Raw genomic sequence first — 19,486 nt, 5'->3', positions numbered from 1 at the left:
CCGGCCGCCCTTGCTCAGCCGGCCCCTGATGCTCCGCTTCGTGAGCATGATCGGCGCCTCGGCGAGCTTCTTCCTGCTTCTGTCGGTCGTCCCCGCCTACGCCACGGCGTCGGGGGCGGGCCCGGCCACGGGGGCCCTGATGCTGGCCACCGTGCTCGGTGAGCTGGCCGGTCCCCGTCTGGTCGGGCGGTACGGCTGCCGGGTCGTCCTGGGCGTCGGACTCACCCTGCTCGGGGCGCCCGCGCTCGTCCTGACCCTCGCGCACTGCCTGACGTGGATCGTGCTGGTCTGCCTGGTCCGCGGCCTCGGCTTCGCTCTGACGCTGGTGGCCGGCGGCGCGCTGACCGCCTCGCTGATCCCGGCCGAGCGGCGGGGTGAGGGTCTGGCGCTGGTGGGCGTGGTCTCCGGCGTGCCGTCCCTGGTCGCGCTGCCGCTGGGCGTGTGGCTGGCGGGGCGGGTGGGCTTCACCCCGGTCGCCCTCGCGGCGGGCGTGATCGCGCTCGCCGCCGTCGCGTCCGTACCGGCCCTGCCCGGCCGGGAGCCGGCGTCGGAGAAGCCGGTCGGGATGGTGGCGGCGCTGCGCACCGGCGCCCTGGCCCGGCCCGCGGCCGTCTTCGCGACCACGGCCCTGGCGACCGGGATCATCGTCACCTTCCTGCCGCTGGCGGTCCCCTCGGCCGCCGCCGGGGTCGTGGCGGCGGCCCTGTTCGTCCAGCCCGCCGCGTCGACGGCGGTCCGGTGGGCGGCGGGCCGCTACGGCGACCGGCACGGACCCGCGGGCCTGGTGGTGCCGGGCCTGCTCCTGTCCGCCGCGGGCATGGTGCTCACCGCGTGCACCGGGAGCGCGGTCGCCGTCCTGGCCGGGGTGGCCGTGTTCGGGGCCGGCTTCGGCATCGCCCAGAACGCCACCCTGTCCCTGATGTACGCGCGCGTCCCCGCCTCCGGCTACGGCACGGTCACCGCGCTGTGGAACCTCGCCTACGACGGTGGCATGGGCGTCGGCGCACTCGGCTTCGGCGTCCTGGCGGCTCCGATGGGGTACGCGGCGGCCTTCGCCGTCACGGGCGCCCTGATGCCGCTGGCGCTGGTCCCGGCCCTCCGGGACCGGTCCGCCCCGGTCGTCCGGGCGGGGTGAGCGGGAGCGAAGGCCCTCACCGGCTCAGCCCGCCTCGCGCACCCCCGCGATCACCTGGCGCAGCCCCTCGGTCAGCGCGTCCGCGTCGGGGGCGGTCTTCGGGTCGAAGGTCCACTGGGCGATGAGACCCGACATCAGCGTCAGATAGAAGCGGCCCAGGGTGTCCGCGCTCTCGTCGGACACCTCCTCCTCGGGCACGTCCATCAGGAGCGCGACCAGGCCCCGCCCGCCCTCCCGCTGGGCACGGGAGAGATGGTCGCGCACCTCGGGCAGCTCGATGGTCATGACCTCCATGCTGAGCCGCCAGAGCGAACCGGGCTCCCGCATGGTGTCGACGATGTTGGACCAGACCTCACGGAACCGCTCCAGCGAACCGGGGGCGCCGCTGATCGCGGCCGCGCCCTCGCCGTCGAAGGGCATCTCGTCCACCAGCGCGACATAGGCCTGCGCGAGCAGCGCGTCCTTCGAGCCGTAGTGGTAGCCGATGGACGCCAGGTTGGTCCCCGACTCCTTGACGATGTCGCGCGCGGTGGTGCGCACGAACCCCTTCTCCAGCAGGCAGCGCTTGGCGCCTTCGAGCAGATCCTCACGGTGTCCCATGCCGGTCAGCGTACCCCTGATTCAGACAACCGTCCCATACGCACGTCAAGGACGCACGTATGAAACAAGCGTGTGGAACGAACGTCTTAAACGAACGTACTAGACAAGCGTTTAATACGTCCGTACAGTCCCTGCCATGACGAACCCGACGAGCACGACTCCCGCCTCCGGCGCCCCCGGCGCCCTGGCCGGCCGCCGCGAATGGACCGCCCTCGGCGTCCTGATGCTCCCGCTGCTCCTGGTCTCGATGGACGTCTCCGTCCTCTACTTCGCGATCCCCTCGATCAGCGCGGACCTGGAGCCGAGCGGCACCCAGCAGCTGTGGATCTTCGACATCTACGCGTTCGTGCTCGCCGGCCTGCTGATGACGATGGGCTCCCTCGGCGACCGCATCGGGCGCCGCAGGCTGCTCCTGTGCGGCGCCGCCGCGTTCGGCACCGCCTCGGTGCTCGCCGCCTACGCGAACAGCGCCGAGACCCTCATCGCCGCCCGCGCCCTCCTCGGGGTCGGCGGCGCGACCCTGATGCCGTCGACGATGGCGATCATCCGGACGATGTTCACGGATCCCGGACAGCGCGCGAAGGCGATCGGGCTGTGGTCCGGCGTCATGACCGGCGGTGTCGCCCTCGGCTCGGTGATGAGCGGTGTCCTCGTCCAGTACTTCTGGTGGGGCTCGGTCTTCCTGGTCAACCTGCCCGCGATGGCACTGCTGCTGGTCCTCGGCCCGTTCCTGCTGCCCGAGTCCAGGAACCCGGAGCCGGGACGCTTCGACCTGCCGAGCGTTCCGCTGTCGATGGCCGCGGTCCTGCCGGTGATCTACGGCATCAAGGAGATCCCGTCCGAGGGCTGGAGGACCCAGTACGTCGTCCCGGTCCTCGTCGGCCTCGTCTTCGCCGCCCTGTTCGTCCGCCGTCAGCGCACCGCGGAGTCCCCGCTGATCTCCCCCGCGCTGTTCCGCGGCCGCGGCTTCGCGCCCGCCGTCGTCCTCAACCTGCTCTCCTCCTTCGGGATGATGGGCTCGGCGTACTTCACCACCCAGTACCTCCAGTCGGTGCTCGGCAAGAGCTCCATGTCCGCCGCCCTGTGGGCCCTGCTCCCCACCGTCCTGGTCGGTGTGGCCGCGCCGGTCTCCGCCCAGCTCGTGCAGAAGGGCGTCCACCGCGCCCATGTCGTCTCCGGCGGATTCGTCCTGGCCGCCTGCGGCTACGGCCTGCTCGCCCTCGCCGGCACCGAGTCCCTGTGGCTCGTGCTGGCCGGCGCGGGTGTCCTCGCCTCCGGGATCGTCACCGTGATGTCCCAGATGATGGACCTGGCCCTCGGCACGGTGCCCGTCGGCAACGCGGGCGCCGCCTCCTCCCTGCTGGAGACCGGGGCCGAGTTCGGCGGGGCCCTCGGGATGGCGGTCCTCGGCTCCATCGGCACCGCGGTCTACCGCCACGACATCCCGGCCGGAGTCCCGGCCGCGGCCCACGAGACGCTGGGCGGCGCGCTGGCCGTGGCCGCGCGGCTGCCGGGCCACGCCGGGACGGCACTGGCCGGCGCCGCCCGGGAGGCGTTCACCCACGGGATGCAGGCGGCGGCCGTCGGCGGCGCGGTCCTGCTGCTGGGCGCCGCCGTCCTCGCCACGGCGACCCTGCGCAAGGTGGCGGTGCGCGAGGACGGCGACGTCCCCGACGCCGGGACCGGCGCCCCGCTCCCCGCGACGGCGCCCGGGACGACCGGGGCCACCGGCGTCACTGGGGCGACCGGGGCCACCGGACAAGGCAACGACCTGACACCCGCCTGACCCCGTCCGCCGTCCCGGAACCCACCCACGCCCCGCCCACCGCGCGGCCGGAACACACCCAGCACCCCCCCCGCCCGCCGGACAGGCCGGAGCACACCCCACACCCCCGCCCGCCAGGCGGCCCGAACCTCGCCCCGCACCCCCACCCACCGGGCCCGCACCACATCCAGCACCCCCACCCACCGGGCGGCCCGGAGCACCCCGGGCCGCCCGGCGTCGGCATGCGCCCGGAGGGATCCCCGCACGCGGCGGCGCCCGTCGGACCGGCTCCCCCGGTCGGTTCCCGATCAGGTCGGCGACGCCGGGGAGTTGTCGGCGGGGCGTGCCAGGATGGGCGTGTGACACAGACATTCGGTACGCCGTTCATCGGCCGCGGGGACGAACTCTCCCGGCTCACCGGCGTGCTGGAGCGCGCCAGGGACGGCGAACCGCGTGCGGTCCTGGTCGCCGGGGACGCCGGTGTCGGCAAGACCCGCACGCTGACGGAGGCCGCGGCGCACGCGGCCGCCGCCGGGACGACGGTCCTGACCGGGCACTGCGTGGACCTCGGCGACGTGGGCCTGCCCTATCTGCCGTTCACGGAGATCCTCGGTGCCGCGGCCGCCGACGACCGTCTCGCCCCCGCCTTCGCGGCCCACCCGGCGGTGGACCGGCTGACCGGCGCCGGTCAGGGAACCGACGGCGCACCCGACCCCGGCGGCCGGCTCCGGCTCTTCGAGGCCGTCGCGGGACTCCTCGCCGACCTGGCCGACATCGCCCCGCTCCTGCTGATCATCGAGGACCTCCACTGGGCCGACCAGTCCTCCCGCGACCTGCTGCGCTTCCTGCTCAGCCGGGAGGTGCTCCAGCGGCCCGCCGCCGCCGGCCCCGCCCGCCGGCTCGCCGTCTTCGCCTCGTACCGCGCGGACGACCTGCACCGCCGCCATCCGCTGCGCCCCCTGCTCGCCGAGCTGATCCGGCTGCCGGCCGTCGACCGGCTGGAGCTGCGGCCCATGGCCGACGCGGACGTGGCCCGGCTCGTGCGCGCCCTGCGCACCGGCCCCGTCCCGGACAGCACGGTCCGCGGCATCGTCGAGCGCGCCGAGGGCAACGCCTTCTACGCCGAGGAACTGCTCGCCGCGCTGCCCGGTGACGACGACCCCGCCTCCCCCGCCATGCCCAGCGGACTGGCCGACGTCCTGCTCATCCGCATCGAGCAACTCTCCGACACCGCCCAGCAGGTGCTGCGCACGGCGGCCGTCGCGGGACGCCGCGTCGAGCACGAACTGCTGCGCGGCGCCGTACAACTCCCGGAGGAGGAGCTGGAGTCGGCGCTGCGCGAGGCCGTCGGCCGCCAACTGCTGCTGCCGGGCGCCGACTCGACGTACTCGTTCCGCCACGCGCTCACCCGCGAGGCCGTGTACGCGGACCTGCTGCCCGGTGAACGGGTGCGGCTGCACAGCCGGTTCGCCGCGCTGCTGGCCGGAGAGGCCCGCTCGGCGAAGAACGCGGCGGAACGCGCCCATCACTCACGCGAGAGCCACGACCTGCCCGACGCGCTCACCGCCTCCCTCGAAGCGGCCGATCACGCCCAGCACGTCGGCGCGCCCGCCGAGGAGCTGCGCCATCTGGAGACGGCGCTCGAACTGTGGCCCGCGGTGGAGGCGAGCGCCCGCCCCGACGGGGGCACGGTCGCCCTCACCCTGCGCGCCTCGGCGGCGGCCGCCAGAGCCGGGGAGATGCATCGCGCGGTCCACCTCACCCGTGACGCCCTCGCCAGAGTCGGCTCGGACGCCGACTCCGAGCTCGCGGCCCGGGTCCGGTACACCCTCGCGGGCAACCTGATGCGCATCGACAGCCTGAAGGACGCGTTCACGTACAGCAGCGAGGCACTCGCCCTGATCCCCGCCGAACCGCCCTCGTACACCTGGGTGTGGGCGGCGGCGACGCATGTCATGGCGGCCCGCCACGTGGGCCGGGCCGAGGACGCGGAGCGGGTCGCCCGGCAGGCGCTCGCCACCGCCGAACACCTCCGGCTGGCCGATGCCCAGGCCGACCTGACGATCTCCCTGGTCGGCATGGAGGCGGACGACCGGAGCACCCCGAAGGGCCGCGAGCGTCTGCGCCGGGCCCGTGAACTGGCCCATGGCGCCGGGAATTTCCCGGTCGAGATGCGGGCCCTGTTCGCCCTGGCCATCGGGTGCTACGAATCCGGCGACCTGGAGGAGTGCCTGACCTGGCTCGGCGACGGCGTGGACCGCGCCCGCCGCTCCGGTCTGCTCTCCTCGCCGTACGCCCTGGAGCTGCGCTACCTCCAGTCGCTGGTGCTCTACACGCTGGGCCGCTGGGACGCGTGCGCCCGCGCGGCCGCCGAGGACGCCGAGGTGCTGCCGGCGGCGGCCGGGTTCGCGACGGGCCCCGCCCTGTACGTGGCCCTGGCCCGCGGCGAGCACGAGGCAGCCGTCCGCGGCGCCCGCGCCCTGCTCGACCGGCCCTTCGACTGGATGTCGAGCCTGGTCGCGAGCATCGTGCTGACCGACGCGGCGGCCCACGAGGGCGACGCGGACGAGGCCGTACGACGGCTGCGCACCGCGGCCGACGCCCTCACGGACGCCTCCGGCACCGGCCCTCCCCCCGTCGTGGTGCGCCTCGCCGCGCTCGCGCTCTCGGCGGTCGCGGACGCGGCCGAGGAGACGCGCCGATCCGGTGACCCGGCCGCCGCCGACCGCTGGGCGGACACCGCCACCGAACTGGTGGAGCTCGCCAGGAGCACGGCGGCCACGGGCGGGAAGGGCGGCGTGCGAGGACCCGAGGGCCTGGCCTGGCTCGCCCGCGCGGAGGCGGAGTGGCTGCGGGCCCGCAGCGGTCCTGACGTCGCCGCCTGGGAGCGGGCCGTGACGGCCTTCGGCTACGGCGACCCGTACGAACTGGCCAGGAGCAGAAGGCGGTTCGCGGAGGCCCTGCTCGCCGAGGGCCTCCGCGAGGAGGCCGGCGAACAGGCCCGCGCCGCCCACGACACCGCCGTGCGTCTCGGCGCGGCCCCGCTGCGCGAGGCACTGGACGCGCTGCTGCGGCGCGGGCGTCTCGCCGCGTCTCCTGCCGCCGGGGAGCGCATCGCCGCGCTGACCGCCCGGGAGAGCGACGTTCTGCGGCTGCTCGGTCACGGGCGCACCAACCGCCAGATCGGCGAGGAGCTGTTCATCAGCGGCAAGACGGCGAGCGTCCACGTCTCCAACATCCTCGCCAAGCTGGGCGCCGCGAGCCGTACCGAAGCCGTGGCCATCGCCTACCGCGAGGGTCTGATCGCACCGGAGACGACCCCCTCGGCGTGAGGGTCCGAAACGGCCGGGGGCCGGGACACCGACTGGTGTCCCGGCCCCCGGCCGTCGTACGGGAAGCCGTCGTGACGGCCCTCAGACCAGGTTGACCGACCGCGTCGAGGTCGCGCCGATCTCGGCGGAGAGCTCGGTGAGGACGTTCGGCGGCACGGTGTCGTCGACGGTGAGCACCGCGAGGGCCTCGCCGCCGGCGTTCGCGCGGGCGACCTGCATTCCGGCGATGTTGATACCGGACTCGCCGAGGATGCGGCCGACGGTGCCGACGACACCGGGACGGTCCTCGTAGCGCAGGACGAGCATGTGGTCGGCGAGCGCCAGGTCCACGTCGTACTCGCCGACGGCGACGATCTTCTGAAGGTGCTTCGGGCCGGCCAGCGTGCCGGAGACCGCGACCTCCTGGCCATCGCCGAGGGTGCCGCGCACGGTGACCACGTTGCGGTGGTCGGGGGACTCCGAGCTCGTGGTCAGCCGGACCTCGACGCCGCGCTCCTGCGCGAACAGCGGGGCGTTGACGTAGCTCACGGTCTCGTCGACGACGTCCTCGAACACGCCCTTGAGCGCGGAGAGTTCGAGCACCTTGACGTCGTGCTGGGTGATCTCGCCGTACACCTCGACGTCGAGGCGGACCGCGACCTCGCCCGCGAGGGCGGTGAAGATGCGGCCGAGCTTCTCGGCGAGCGGCAGACCCGGCTTGACGTCCTCGGCGATCACGCCGCCCTGGACGTTGACCGCGTCGGGGACGAGCTCACCGGCGAGGGCGAGGCGCACGGAGCGGGCGACGGAGATGCCGGCCTTCTCCTGGGCCTCGTCCGTGGAGGCGCCGAGGTGCGGGGTGCAGACGACCTCGTCGAGCTCGAACAGCGGGGAGTCCGTGCAGGGCTCCTTCGCGTAGACGTCGAGGCCGGCGCCGGCGACGCGGCCCTCCTTGAGCGCCGAGTACAGCGCCTCCTCGTCGACGATCCCGCCGCGGGCGGCGTTGACGATGCGCACGGTCGGCTTGACCTTGTGCAAGGCCTCGTCGCCGATGAGCCCGAGGGTCTCGGGGGTCTTGGGCAGGTGCACGGTGATGAAGTCCGCGACCTCGAGCAGCTCGTCGAGGGTGAGGACCTTGACGCCCATCTGCGCGGCCCGCGCGGGCTGGACGTAGGGGTCGTAGGCGACGACCTTCATGCCGAACGCCGACATGCGCTGCGCGACGAGCGCGCCGATGCGACCGAGTCCGACGACACCGAGGGTCTTCTCGGCGAGCTCGACACCGGTGTACTTGTTGCGCTTCCACTCGCCGTTCTTCAGGGCCGTGTTGGCCTGCGGGATGTGGCGCGCGGTGGCGAGGAGGAGACCGCAGGCCAGCTCGGCCGCGGTCACGATGTTCGAGGTGGGGGCGTTGACGACCATCACGCCGGCCTTGGTGGCGGCGGAGACGTCGACGTTGTCCAGGCCGACGCCGGCTCGTGCGACGACCCTCAGCTTCTTGGCGGCGGCGACGGCCTCGGCGTCGACCTTGGTGGCCGAGCGGATGAGGATGGCGTCGACGTCGGCGATGGCGGGCAGCAGCTCGGCACGGTCCGCGCCGTTGCAGTGCCGGATCTCGAAGTCCGGGCCCAGGGCGTCTACGGTCGCGGGCGACAGCTCTTCAGCGATGAGTACGACAGGTTTCGAGCTCACGTGAGTCCTCACAAGTCCCATGCGGACGGCCGTCCCGACGGCCGCAGGCGGTGGAGGGTTTTAGCGGCCCCGGTATGTACCTGCACTTCTGGGGGGGTCGCTCGAGCCGCGTGGAAGACGCACGACGCTGTGGGCCTGACGCGTTGGTGATGTGGAGCAGTGTAGTGGCGCCGCGAGGGTCGTCCTGCGCCTCCGCGGAAGGATCACCCGTCCGTGGCTGGACGGGATGTCCAACACCGCGCCCACGGGTGTTACCCGGGGTTAGACAAGGGGCCGGGGCAAGCCCGCCCCGGGGTTCGACGAAGGGCCGGGGCGAGCCCGCCCCGGCCCTTCGTCGCGCGGCTCACGCCTCGTCGTCGTTGACCCACGACATGAGCTTGCGCAGCTCCTTGCCGGTGGTCTCCAGGAGGTGGTTCTCGTCCTGGGTCTTGTACTCGTTGTACTTCTTCAGACCGGAGTGGTACTCGTCCATCCAGTTACGGGCGAACGTGCCGTCCTGGATCTCGGTGAGGACCTGCTTCATCTCGGCCTTGGTGGCGTCCGTGATGATGCGCGGGCCGGTGATGTAGTCGCCCCACTCGGCGGTCTCGGAGACCGACCAGCGCATCTTCTCCAGGCCGCCCTCGTACATGAGGTCGACGATGAGCTTCAGCTCGTGGAGGCACTCGAAGTACGCGATCTCCGGCTGGTAGCCGGCCTCGGTCAGCGTCTCGAAGCCGGCCTTGACCAGGGCGGCGGTGCCACCGCAGAGGACGGCCTGCTCACCGAACAGGTCGGTCTCGGTCTCCTCGGTGAAGGTCGTCTTGATGACGCCGGCGCGGGTGCCGCCGATGCCCTTGGCGTACGAGAGGGCGAGCGCCAGGCCGTTGCCCGTCGGGTCCTGCTCGACGGCGACGATGCAGGGAACGCCGCGGCCCTCCTCGTACTGGCGGCGGACCAGGTGACCGGGGCCCTTGGGGGCGACCATGCAGACGTCGACGTTGGCCGGCGGCTTGATGAAGTCGAAGCGGATGTTCAGGCCGTGGCCGAAGAACAGCGCGTCGCCGTCGTTGAGGTTGTCCTTGATGGACTCCTCGTAGACCTGGGCCTGGATCGGGTCCGGCACCAGGATCATGATGACGTCGGCCTCGGCCGCGGCCTCCGACGGGGTCACCACGCGCAGGCCCTGCTCCTCGGCCTTCGCCTTGGACTTGGAGCCCTCGTGGAGACCGACGCGGACGTCGACACCCGAGTCGCGCAGGGACAGCGCGTGCGCGTGGCCCTGGCTGCCGTAGCCGATGACCGCGACCTTGCGGCCCTGGATGATGGACAGGTCAGCGTCGTCGTCGTAGAACAGCTCGGCCACTGGGGTTCTCCTTGTTTTCCGGTATTTCCGGTGTTGCGTCCCACCGTACGGCGGGCGGGGGAAGTGAAGTTCTCGGGTCTCGGCATACGGGCGGACCGGGTGAGCGGCCCGCCCGCGCGCCGGCGGCTTCCTGACTTAGGCCGACCGGTCCAGTGCGCGCAGCGACCGGTCGGTGATCGAACGCGCCCCGCGTCCGATCGCGATCGTGCCGGACTGGACGAGCTCCTTGATGCCGTACGGCTCCAGCATCTTGAGCATGGCCTCCAGCTTGTCGGCGCCACCGGTTGCCTCGATGGTGACGGCCTCCGGGGAGACGTCGACGGTCTTGGCACGGAACAACTGCACGATCTCGACGATCTGGGAGCGCGTCTCGTTGTCGGCGCGCACCTTCACCAGAACGAGTTCCCGCTGAACGGCCGAACCGGGTTCCAGCTCGACGATCTTCAGGACGTTGACGAGCTTGTTGAGCTGCTTGGTGACCTGTTCGAGCGGGAGTTCCTCGATCACGTTCACCACGATGGTGATGCGGGAGATCTCGGGGTGCTCGGTGACACCGACGGCGAGGGAGTCGATGTTGAAGCCGCGCCGGGAGAACAGGGCGGTGATCCGGGCGAGGACACCGGGCTTGTTCTCGACGAGGACGGAGAGGGTGTGCTTGCTCATGGGTCTGACTCGGCTCTCTCTCAGTCGTCTTCGTTGTCGCCGAAGTCGGGGCGGACGTCCCGGGCGAACATGACCTCGTCGTTGGAGGTGCCTGCGGCGACCATCGGCCACACCATCGCGTCCTCGTGGACGATGAAGTCGACCACGACCGGGCGGTCGTTGATCGAGTTCGCCTCCTCGATCACCTTGTCGAGGTCGTCCGGGGACTCGCAGCGGATGGCGTGGCAGCCCATCGCCTCCGACAGCTTGACGAAGTCGGGGACACGGGTGCCGGCGCTCGGCTGCTTGCCGTCCGCGTCCGGGCCGCTGTGCAGCACGGTGTTGGAGTAGCGCTGGTTGTAGAAGAGGGTCTGCCACTGGCGGACCATCCCGAGGGCGCCGTTGTTGATGATGGCGACCTTGATCGGGATGTTGTTCAGAGCGCAGGTGGTGAGTTCCTGATTGGTCATCTGGAAGCAGCCGTCGCCGTCGACCGCCCAGACCGTACGGTCCGGCTGTCCGGCCTTGGCGCCCATCGCGGCCGGGACCGCGTAGCCCATCGTTCCGGCGCCGCCGGAGTTCAGCCAGGTCGCGGGCTGCTCGTACTGGATGTAGTGCGCGGCCCACATCTGGTGCTGGCCGACGCCGGCCGCGAAGATCGTGCCCTCCGGGGCGAGCTGTCCGATGCGCTCGATGACCTGCTGCGGGGACAGCTGGCCGTTGTCGGGCTGTTCGTAGCCGAGCGGGTAGGTCTCGCGCCAGCGGTTGAGGTCGCTCCACCAGGCGGTGTAGTCGCCGGCGTTGCCCTCGCTGAGCTCCTTCTGGACCGCCTGGACCAGGTCGGCGATGACCTCGCGGGCGTCTCCGACGATCGGCACGTCGGCGGCGCGGTTCTTGCCGATCTCGGCCGGGTCGATGTCGGCGTGGACGATCTTGGCGAAGGGGGCGAAGCTGTCCAGCTTGCCGGTGACGCGGTCGTCGAAGCGGGCACCGAGGGCGACGATCAGGTCGGCCTTCTGGAGCGCGGTGACGGCGGTGACCGAACCGTGCATGCCCGGCATTCCCACGTGCAGATGGTGACTGTCGGGGAATGCGCCGAGCGCCATCAGGGTGGTGGTGACGGGCGCTCCGGTGAGTTCCGCGAGGACCTTCAGCTCGGCGGTGGCGTGCGCCTTGAGGACGCCGCCGCCGACGTACAGCACGGGCCGCTTCGCCTGGGACAGCAGCTTGGCGGCCTCGCGGATCTGCTTGGCGTGCGGCTTGGTCACCGGGCGGTAGCCGGGCAGGTCCTGGGTGGGCGGCCACTGGAAGGTGGTCTTGGCCTGGAGGGCGTCCTTGGCGATGTCGACGAGGACCGGGCCCGGGCGGCCGGTGGAGGCGATGTGGAAGGCCTCCGCGATCGTCCGTGGGATGTCCTCGGCCTTGGTGACCAGGAAGTTGTGCTTCGTGATCGGCATCGTGATGCCGACGATGTCCGCCTCCTGGAAGGCGTCCGTGCCGATCGCCTTGGACGCGACCTGCCCGGTGATCGCCACGAGCGGCACCGAGTCCATGTGGGCGTCGGCGATCGGGGTGACCAGGTTGGTCGCGCCGGGGCCGCTGGTCGCCATGCAGACGCCGACCTTGCCGGTGGCCTGCGCGTAGCCGGTGGCCGCGTGGCCCGCTCCCTGCTCGTGCCGCACGAGCACGTGCCGCACCCTGCGGGAGTCCATCAGCGGGTCGTACGCGGGAAGGATCGCACCGCCGGGAATGCCGAATACGGTCTCGGCCCCGACCTCCTCGAGCGAGCGGATGAGGGACTGCGCACCCGTGACGTGCTCGGGGGCGGACTGGTGTCCTCCGGAACGGGGCCGCGGCTGCGGATGGGCCCCGGTGGCCTGCTCGGTCATCGGCATTCTCTTCTCGATGCTGAGGGTTTTTGCGACTTTTGTGCGGTGTACGACTGCTGCCTGTGCAACAAAAAACCCCTCGTGCCGTGAGGCAAGCGAGGGGAGCGCGCCGGGTGCGGTCGCCGGGTGTTCCGGATCGTTCCGGTGTCCACCTGGCTTCAGCCGACGCGCTTTCCAAGTACGAGAATTCGGGTGCGCATGGCATTGACCCTCCCCCCGGCACGCACCGACTGTCAAGTGGGTGGGACGGGAGTCTCATTATGTGAGCGGAGGGCCGTTCCGCCCCCCAGGACCAGGGGCACACCACTCCTGTACACCCCGGCGCCGCCCCCGCCCGCGAACACCGGCTCGACGGGGCAGTCGGGCACCGGATAGTGGCCGGAAGACAGCGCTCTGCGCAGCCGGTACTCGTCCAGCGGGCCGGAGAACGCCATGCCCTGCCCGTGGGTGCAGCCCATCGCGCGCAGGGCGACCACCTGCTCGGGAAGATCCACCCCGTCGGCGACGGACTGCATCCCCAGATCGGCGGCGATCCGCAGCAGCCCGCTGGTGATCTTGTGCAGCCGAGCGGACTCGACGACTCCCTCGACCAGACTCCGGTCGATACGCAGGACGTCGACGGGAAGCCGCCTCAGTGCCGTGATCGCCGCGTAGCCGCTGCCGAAGCCGTCCAGGGCGATCCGCACACCGAGACGCCGCAGCGCGTTCAGCCGGCGCTCCAGCTCGTCCAGGGGGACCCTCGGATCGGTGTCGGACAGCTCGATGATCAGGCCGCCGGAGGCGAGCCCGTGCCGGGTGAGCAGGGACTCCACGGAGCCCAGCGGCATCGAGCGGTCCACCAGACGCCGGGCGGTCATCCGGACCGTGACGGGCACGGCGACCCCCGCGGCGGTGCGCTCGGCGGCCTGCTCGACGGCCTCGTCGAGCATCCAGCGGCCGAGTTCGGCGGTCCGCTCGCTGTCCTCGGCGACCCGCAGGAACTCGGCGGGCGTGAAGAGCACCCCCTGGGAGGAACGCCAGCGCGCCTGTGCGGTGACCGACGCGATCCGGCCGTTCTCCAGCGACACCACGGGCTGGTGCAGCAGGGCGAACTCGCCGTCCTGGAGGGCGGAGCGCAGCCGGGTCGCCAGTTCCGCCTTGCGGACGACGTCCTGCTGCATCTGGGGCGCGTACAGCTCGACGCGGCCCTTGCCCGCCGCTTTCGCGCGGTACATGGCGAGGTCGGCGTTGCGCAGCAACTCGCCCGCGCCGAGGCCCGGTTCGGCGAAGCCCACGCCGATGGAGGCGGCGACCCGGACATCGTTGCCGTCGATACAGTAGGGCTGGGAGAGCCTGATCCGCAGACGGTCGGCGAGTTCCCGTACCTGCTGCTCACGGGCGGTGCGGTCGCGACCTCCGTCGCCGACGATGAGGGCCGCGAACTCGTCGCCGCCGAGCCGGGCGGCGGTGTCTCCGTGCCGGACGGAATCCTGGAGTCTGCGGGCGGCCTGGACGAGCAGTTCGTCGCCGGCCTGGTGCCCGATGGTGTCGTTGACGGCCTTGAAGCCGTCGAGGTCGATGAACAGGACGGCGGTGCCCCGGTCGGTGGAGCGGCGCCCGGACAGGGCCTGCTGGACGCGCCGGGTGAACAGCGCGCGGTTGGGCAGGTCGGTGAGCGGATCGTGCTCGGCGTTGTGCTGCAACTGCGCCTGGAGTCGCACGCGTTCGGTGACGTCCCGGCTGTTGAAGATGAGGCCGCCGTGGTGCCGGTTGACGGTGGACTCCACATTGAGCCAGCCGCCGTCGCCGGAGCGGAACCTGCACTCGATCCGGGTGGTGGGCTCCTCGGCGTGGCTGGCGGCGAGGAAGCGCCGCACCTCGTGGACCACGCAGCCGAGGTCCTCGGGATGGATGAGCGAGGCGAGTTCGGAGCCGACGAGTTCCTCGGCGTCGCGGCCGTAGACCCCGGCGGCGGCGGGGCTGACGTATCTCAGGATGCCGTTCGGGGCGGCGATCATGATGACGTCGCTCGAACCCTGCACCAGGGAGCGGAAGTGGTTCTCCTTCTGGGCCAGCTCCTGGGTGAGGGTGATGTTGTCGAGCAGCATGATGCCCTGGCGCACCACGAGGGCGAGCACGACGAGGCCCGCGGTGACGAGGACCACGCGGTCCACCCGGCGGCCGTTCAGGATGTTGTAGAGGATCCCCAGCGTGCAGACGGCGGCGGCCAGGTAGGGCGTCAGGGCGGCGAGCGATCCGGTGATCGGCCGGGCCGCCGGGGAGCGGCCGGCTCCGGCGTCCCGGGTGTCCTCGTGCGCGGGCCCGTCCTGGCCGGTGCCGTCCTGATCCGGTCCGCGGGGAGGGTCCGGCTCCGCCCGCCCCTGGCCTTCGTGGGACTCGGCGTCCTCGCGCGGGGCGCCGTGGCCGTACGGCGGACGGGTCTCCCGGGGTCCGGGCGAGGCATGGCTTCCCGGGGGGCCGTGCTGCCCTTCCCTGCGCTGCCCGGGGATGCCCTCGTGCACCACGCGCGCGTGCTCCTGCGAGCCCTGCCCGTCCGGCCCGCGCCGGTCGGGTCCGCGCGGGTCCGGGCCGTACGCGTCGATGTCGCGCTCGCCCGTGCCGTGCTCCTCGCCCTCGCCGCCGTGCCGGGTGACGACCCAGGGGGCGTAGGCGAGGAGCAGCGAGCCGGCGAACCAGCCCGCGTCCAGGAGCTGGCCCGAGTGGTAACTGTTGTGCAGCAGGGGCGAGGTGAACAGCGCGTCGCACATCACGGTCAGGGCGAGCGCCCCGATCGCCGTGTTCACCGCCGACCTGTTCACCGACGAGCGCCTGAAGTGCAGTGCCAGCACCATGCTGACCAGCGCGATGTCCAGCAGCGGGTACGCGAGCGAGAGCGCGGTGTGCGCGACGCTCGGCCCGTCGAACTTGGCCGCCTGGGCGAGCGCCAGACTCCAGGACAGGGTGAGCAGCGATCCGCCGATCAGCCAGGCGTCCAGCGCGAGACACACCCAGCCCGCCTTGGTGACCGGCCGTTTGGCGAGCACCAGGAGTCCCACGATGGCGGGCGGGGCGAAGCAGAGGAAGAAGAGATCGGCGTAACTCGGCGTGGGCACCGGGCGGTCGAGGACCACCTCGTACCACCCCCAGACCAGGTTTCCGAGCGAGGCCATCGCCGAGGAGAGCGCGAACAGCAGCCACGCCGGCCGAAAGCGGCTGCGTCGGCCGCGGGCGTAGAGGAGGCAGGAGACCGCCGCGGTGCCCGCGGCGACGCTCAGCCCGAAGTCGCCCATGACCAGCGCGAGACTCGTGGATCCCCAGCCGAGCGCGGAGCCGACGGCGTACGCCGCGCACAGCAGGGCCAGCACGAGTTGCGAGAACAGGCCCGTCCCGCCGTCGAAGACCGTCCGACGGGTCAGCAGCACCCCTGGGGAGCTCACCGGGCCGACCCGGTCCGTGCCCCGGGATCCCGCTGGTCCCGGTGCGCCGGATGCCCGTGCCTGCGGCGGCCCGGGTGCCTGCGCTGGTGATGGCCGCCGTGACCGCGGCTGTGCGTGGCCGCGCGCCAGGGTCGTCGGCGGCGGCCCCGCCGCGTCGGATCGTTGGTCCATAGGCCGTGCATCGCCCGTCGCCCCCCTCGCAGTCTCATGTCCGTCCCCGGCGCCGAACGGTGCGCGGCGCCGCCCCTGTCGGGACGATACACCAGTCTCGTCACTCAGGGACATAGTTCCTCTACGCTCCGTGACGACCAGGGACTATGCCGACACCGCCCGCATCCGGAGAACTGCGGAGGGTGTCCGAAGAGGACGCGGGGTGAACGGCGGTTGCTCAGGTGCCGGTGGTAAGGACCACGTTGCCCAGCGGCTCCCGGTTCACGAATCGGGTCAGCTGATCCGCGAGGAGTCGCTTGGCGCGCGGCCAGAACGCCGAGGTCGGCCCTCCGACATGGGGGCTGAGGAGCAGGCCGGGCGCGTGCCACAACGGGTGGCCGGGGGGCAGCGGTTCGGGGTCGGTGACGTCCAGCGCGGCGGTGATGCGCCCGCTCCTCAGCTCACCGAGCAGCGCGTCCGTGTCGACGACGGGGCCGCGGGCCACGTTCACCAGGAGCGCGCCGTCCTTCATCCGGGACAGGAAGCCGGCGTTCACCAGGTGCTGGGTGCTGTCCGTGAGCGGCACGGACAGGATGACGACGTCGAACTCGGGCAGCAGGGACGGCAGTTCGGTGAGGGGGCGCACGGGACCGCGCGCCGTGGCACGGGCGGAGCGTGCGACGCGCGCGACCCGCGCGAGCTCGAACGGCGCGAGCCTGTCCTCGATGGCCGACCCGATCGACCCGTATCCCACGATGAGCACGGACTTGTCGGCGAGCGAGGGGCGGAAGCCCGAACGCCACTCCTGTCTGTCCTGGCCCCGCACGAAGTCGGGGATCCCGCGCAGCGAGGCGAGGACGAGGGCCAGCGTGAGTTCCGCGGTGCTCGCCTCGTGCACCCCGCGGGCGTTGCACAACACCACCCCGGACGGAAGGGACTTGAGGCTCGGCAGGACGTGGTCGACGCCGGCGGAGAGCGTCTGCACGACCCGGAGCGACGTCATTTCGGCCATCGGCCGCTGCGAGACGGCGGGGGGCTTCATGTACGGCACGACGTAGAACGCGCAGTCGGCGGGATCGGCGGGGAACTCCTCGCCGCCGTCCCAGAAGCGGTAGTCGGGGCCCTCGGGCAGTCCGTCGATCTCGTCCGCGTGGAAGGGGAGCCAGACATCGGAAGTCATGGTCAGGAGGTTATGCCAGGCGCTCATGCGCGCAGAGGTTAGGTTGGGGGCCGGCAGAAGGAGGATCACGGCCAGGTGGAGCGCAGAACGATCGGGGCGGCGGCGCTCGATGTGGGGGCGGTCGGACTCGGATGCATGCCGATGAACTGGGCCTACACCAGGTCGCGACAGCGCGGCGAGGAGTCGCTGCGCGCGGTGAACGCGGCACTGGACCGGGGCTCGACGCTGCTCGACACGGCCGACATGTACGGGCCCTTCACCAATGAGCTGCTCCTCGGGCGCGTGCTGAAGGAGCGGCGCTCCGAGGCCTTCGTGTCGACCAAGGTCGGGCTGCTGGTGGGCGACCAGCATCTCGTGGCCAACGGCCGCCCCGGCTATGTGCGACGGGCGTGCGACGCCTCGCTGCGGCGGCTCCAGACGGATGTGATCGATCTCTACCAGCTGCACCGCGCCGATCCCGAAGTGCCGGTCGAGGAGACCTGGGGCGCGATGGCCGAGCTGGTCGCGGCCGGAAAGGTCCGCTCGCTCGGGCTGTGCGCGGTGGGTGCCGGGCCCGGCCGCCGGACCGGCGCGCGGCCGCACGAGGGAACGATCCGCCTGCTGGAGCGGGTGCAGCAGGTCTTCCCGGTGAGTACGGTGCAGGCCGAGCTGTCGGTGTGGTCGCCACAGGCGCTGGACGCGCTGCTGCCCTGGTGCGCGGCGCGCGGCGTCGGGTTCCTGGCCGCGATGCCGCTCGGCAACGGCTTCCTGACCGGCACCCTGACCCCGGGCGAGGGCTTCGAGCCCGACGATCCGCGCGCCCGCCACCCTCGCTTCACCGCCGAGATGATGGCCGCGAACCAGCCCATCGTCGTCGGTCTGCGGCGCGTGGCGCGGCGGCACGGGGGCGGGGACCGGCCCGTCACGCCCGCGCAGGTGGCGCTGGCGTGGGTCCTGGCGCAGGGGCCGCACGTGGTCCCGGTGCCGGGGGCCAAGCGGGAGCGCTGGGTCACCGAGAACGCGGGGGCGGCCGCACTGCGGCTGACGGCCGAGGATCTCTCCGAGGTGGCGCGGCTGCCACCGGCCCTGGGATCCTGGGACTGAACAGCGCTTCCGCAACCGGCGCGGATCTGCCGCCCGGGACCGGGAACCCGTGGCACGCGAGCGGTGTATGAACAGGAGGACCGCCGCGTCGAAGGGACACTGATGGTGCAAGTTCGAGCAGTGACAGTCGGGTTGGCCGCGAGCGCGCTTCTGCTGACGGCCGGATGCTCCTCCTCCGGCAGCCCGGGCCCCGGCGCCTCCACCCGTACGGCGAGCAGTTCCTCGCAGGCGCCGTCCGCACCGAGCGCCTCCCCGCAGCAGACACCGCCCGCGAAGGGCTCGGTGAAGGTCCTGCGCACCGTCACCCAGGATCTCGATACGCCCTGGGGCCTCGCGCCGCTGCCCGGGGGCGGTCTGCTGGTGTCCTCGCGCGACAAGGGGACGATCACCCGGATCGACGAGAAGACCGGCCGGAAGACGCTGCTGGGCGAGGTTCCCGGGGTGGCCCCGGCGGGCGAGGGCGGCCTCCTCGGCCTCGCGCTCTCACCGGACTTCGCCTCCGACCACATGATCTACGCCTATCTGACGACGGCCTCCGACAACCGCGTCGTCCGCATGCTGTACGACGAGCACAAGCCGTCCGGCGAGCAGCTGGGCGCACCGGACACGATCTTCCGGGGCATCCCCAAGGGAGTGATCCACAACGGCGGCCGGATCGCCTTCGGACCCGACAGGATGCTGTACGCGGGCACGGGCGAGACGGGTGACCGGGGCCTGGCCCAGGACAAGAAGTCGCTCGGGGGAAAGATCCTGCGCATGACGCCGGAGGGCGAGCCGGCGCCGGGCAATCCCTTCCCCGACTCGGTCGTGTACTCGTACGGGCACCGCAATGTCCAGGGTCTCGCCTGGGACGACCGGCAGCGGCTGTGGGCCTCGGAGTTCGGCCAGGACACCTGGGACGAGCTGAACCAGATCAAGCCGGGCGACGACTACGGCTGGCCCGTGGTGGAAGGCATCGGCCACAACCCGAAGTACCACGATCCCGTCGCCCAGTGGCACACCGACGAGGCCTCCCCGAGCGGGATCGCCTACGCCCAGGGGTCCATCTGGATGGCGGCGCTCAGGGGCGAACGGCTGTGGCGCGTCCCGTTGGACGGCACGAAGGCGTCCGCCGCACCCGAGGCCTTCCTGACGGGCACGTACGGCCGGCTCCGCACGGTCCTCTCCGCGGGCGGCGACAGGCTCTGGCTGACCACGAGCAACACCGACGGCCGCGGCACACCGGCGAAGGGCGACGACCGGATTCTGGAGGTCGAGGTGACGTAGGCGCGGCGGGCT

The 19,486-nt window shown here is 72.2% G+C and carries 12 protein-coding genes; 5 read left to right on the top strand and 7 right to left on the bottom strand.

Annotated elements, in window-relative coordinates; translation table 11 throughout:
- Positions 1 to 46: 46 nt before the first annotated feature.
- Positions 47 to 1,135, top strand: a complete 1,089-nt coding sequence (locus ACZ4AA_RS28595; protein WP_467609169.1) for an MFS transporter — start codon at positions 47 to 49, stop codon at positions 1,133 to 1,135.
- Positions 1,136 to 1,159: 24 nt separating this feature from the next.
- Here the strand turns inward: ACZ4AA_RS28595 and ACZ4AA_RS28590 are convergent, their stop codons facing one another.
- Positions 1,160 to 1,735 (bottom strand): TetR/AcrR family transcriptional regulator, encoded by a 576-nt coding sequence (locus tag ACZ4AA_RS28590; protein ID WP_467609118.1) that lies wholly within the window; start codon positions 1,733 to 1,735, stop codon positions 1,160 to 1,162.
- A 136-nt stretch (positions 1,736 to 1,871) separates the two neighbouring features.
- Here ACZ4AA_RS28590 and ACZ4AA_RS28585 point away from each other — a divergent pair, with 136 nt between their 5' ends.
- Together ACZ4AA_RS28585 and ACZ4AA_RS28580 are read left to right on the top strand one after the other, a co-directional pair.
- Positions 1,872 to 3,521, top strand: coding sequence for an MFS transporter (locus tag ACZ4AA_RS28585; RefSeq protein WP_467609116.1), 1,650 nt, complete (start codon positions 1,872 to 1,874; stop codon positions 3,519 to 3,521).
- A 338-nt stretch (positions 3,522 to 3,859) separates the two neighbouring features.
- The gene (locus tag ACZ4AA_RS28580; protein WP_467609114.1) at positions 3,860 to 6,832 is read left to right on the top strand and encodes a helix-turn-helix transcriptional regulator; all 2,973 of its coding nucleotides are present in this window, start codon (positions 3,860 to 3,862) and stop codon (positions 6,830 to 6,832) included.
- 81 nt (positions 6,833 to 6,913) lie between these two features.
- Here ACZ4AA_RS28580 and serA read toward each other — a convergent pair whose 3' ends face one another.
- From serA to ACZ4AA_RS28550, 6 genes are all read right to left on the bottom strand, one after another.
- Positions 6,914 to 8,503 (bottom strand): phosphoglycerate dehydrogenase, encoded by a 1,590-nt coding sequence (gene serA / locus ACZ4AA_RS28575; protein ID WP_467609112.1) that lies wholly within the window; start codon positions 8,501 to 8,503, stop codon positions 6,914 to 6,916.
- A gap of 343 nt (positions 8,504 to 8,846) precedes the next feature.
- On the bottom strand, positions 8,847 to 9,848 hold the full coding sequence (ilvC, locus tag ACZ4AA_RS28570) for a ketol-acid reductoisomerase (protein ID WP_467609110.1): 1,002 nt from the start codon (positions 9,846 to 9,848) through the stop codon (positions 8,847 to 8,849).
- A 135-nt stretch (positions 9,849 to 9,983) separates the two neighbouring features.
- Complete coding sequence (gene ilvN, locus ACZ4AA_RS28565; RefSeq protein ID WP_261705560.1) at positions 9,984 to 10,511, bottom strand: acetolactate synthase small subunit; 528 nt, start codon at positions 10,509 to 10,511, stop codon at positions 9,984 to 9,986.
- 20 nt (positions 10,512 to 10,531) lie between these two features.
- A complete protein-coding gene (locus ACZ4AA_RS28560) occupies positions 10,532 to 12,385 on the bottom strand; it encodes an acetolactate synthase large subunit (RefSeq protein ID WP_467609108.1) in 1,854 nt (617 codons plus the stop codon).
- Positions 12,386 to 12,612: 227 nt separating this feature from the next.
- Positions 12,613 to 15,966, bottom strand: coding sequence for a putative bifunctional diguanylate cyclase/phosphodiesterase (locus ACZ4AA_RS28555; protein WP_467609106.1), 3,354 nt, complete (start codon positions 15,964 to 15,966; stop codon positions 12,613 to 12,615).
- A 217-nt stretch (positions 15,967 to 16,183) separates the two neighbouring features.
- Positions 16,184 to 17,125, bottom strand: coding sequence for a 2-hydroxyacid dehydrogenase (locus ACZ4AA_RS28550; protein WP_467609104.1), 942 nt, complete (start codon positions 17,123 to 17,125; stop codon positions 16,184 to 16,186).
- A gap of 75 nt (positions 17,126 to 17,200) precedes the next feature.
- Here ACZ4AA_RS28550 and ACZ4AA_RS28545 point away from each other — a divergent pair, with 75 nt between their 5' ends.
- Together ACZ4AA_RS28545 and ACZ4AA_RS28540 are read left to right on the top strand one after the other, a co-directional pair.
- Positions 17,201 to 18,208 (top strand): aldo/keto reductase, encoded by a 1,008-nt coding sequence (locus tag ACZ4AA_RS28545; protein ID WP_467609102.1) that lies wholly within the window; start codon positions 17,201 to 17,203, stop codon positions 18,206 to 18,208.
- Positions 18,209 to 18,310: 102 nt separating this feature from the next.
- Entirely contained in the window at positions 18,311 to 19,474 is a 1,164-nt protein-coding gene (locus tag ACZ4AA_RS28540; protein ID WP_467609100.1) for a PQQ-dependent sugar dehydrogenase, read from the top strand.
- The last annotated feature ends 12 nt before the right edge of the window (positions 19,475 to 19,486 follow it).

It is taken from the genome of Streptomyces sp. NPDC024698 (genome assembly GCF_055559015.1).
Note: the sequence above shows the minus strand (reverse complement) of the source record. Positions and strands in the feature narration are given on the sequence as shown.

Bases quoted from the DNA above. Each gene is read 5' to 3' on its own strand.
- ACZ4AA_RS28550 (WP_467609104.1), bottom strand. From the start codon at position 17,125: ATGACTTCCGATGTCTGGCTCCCCTTCCACGCGGACGAGATCGACGGA.
- ACZ4AA_RS28555 (WP_467609106.1), bottom strand. From the start codon at position 15,966: ATGGACCAACGATCCGACGCGGCGGGGCCGCCGCCGACGACCCTGGCG.
- ACZ4AA_RS28595 (WP_467609169.1), top strand. From the start codon at position 47: ATGATCGGCGCCTCGGCGAGCTTCTTCCTGCTTCTGTCGGTCGTCCCC.
- ACZ4AA_RS28560 (WP_467609108.1), bottom strand. From the start codon at position 12,385: ATGCCGATGACCGAGCAGGCCACCGGGGCCCATCCGCAGCCGCGGCCC.
- ilvN (WP_261705560.1), bottom strand. From the start codon at position 10,511: ATGAGCAAGCACACCCTCTCCGTCCTCGTCGAGAACAAGCCCGGTGTC.
- ACZ4AA_RS28540 (WP_467609100.1), top strand. From the start codon at position 18,311: ATGGTGCAAGTTCGAGCAGTGACAGTCGGGTTGGCCGCGAGCGCGCTT.
- ACZ4AA_RS28585 (WP_467609116.1), top strand. From the start codon at position 1,872: ATGACGAACCCGACGAGCACGACTCCCGCCTCCGGCGCCCCCGGCGCC.
- ACZ4AA_RS28590 (WP_467609118.1), bottom strand. From the start codon at position 1,735: ATGGGACACCGTGAGGATCTGCTCGAAGGCGCCAAGCGCTGCCTGCTG.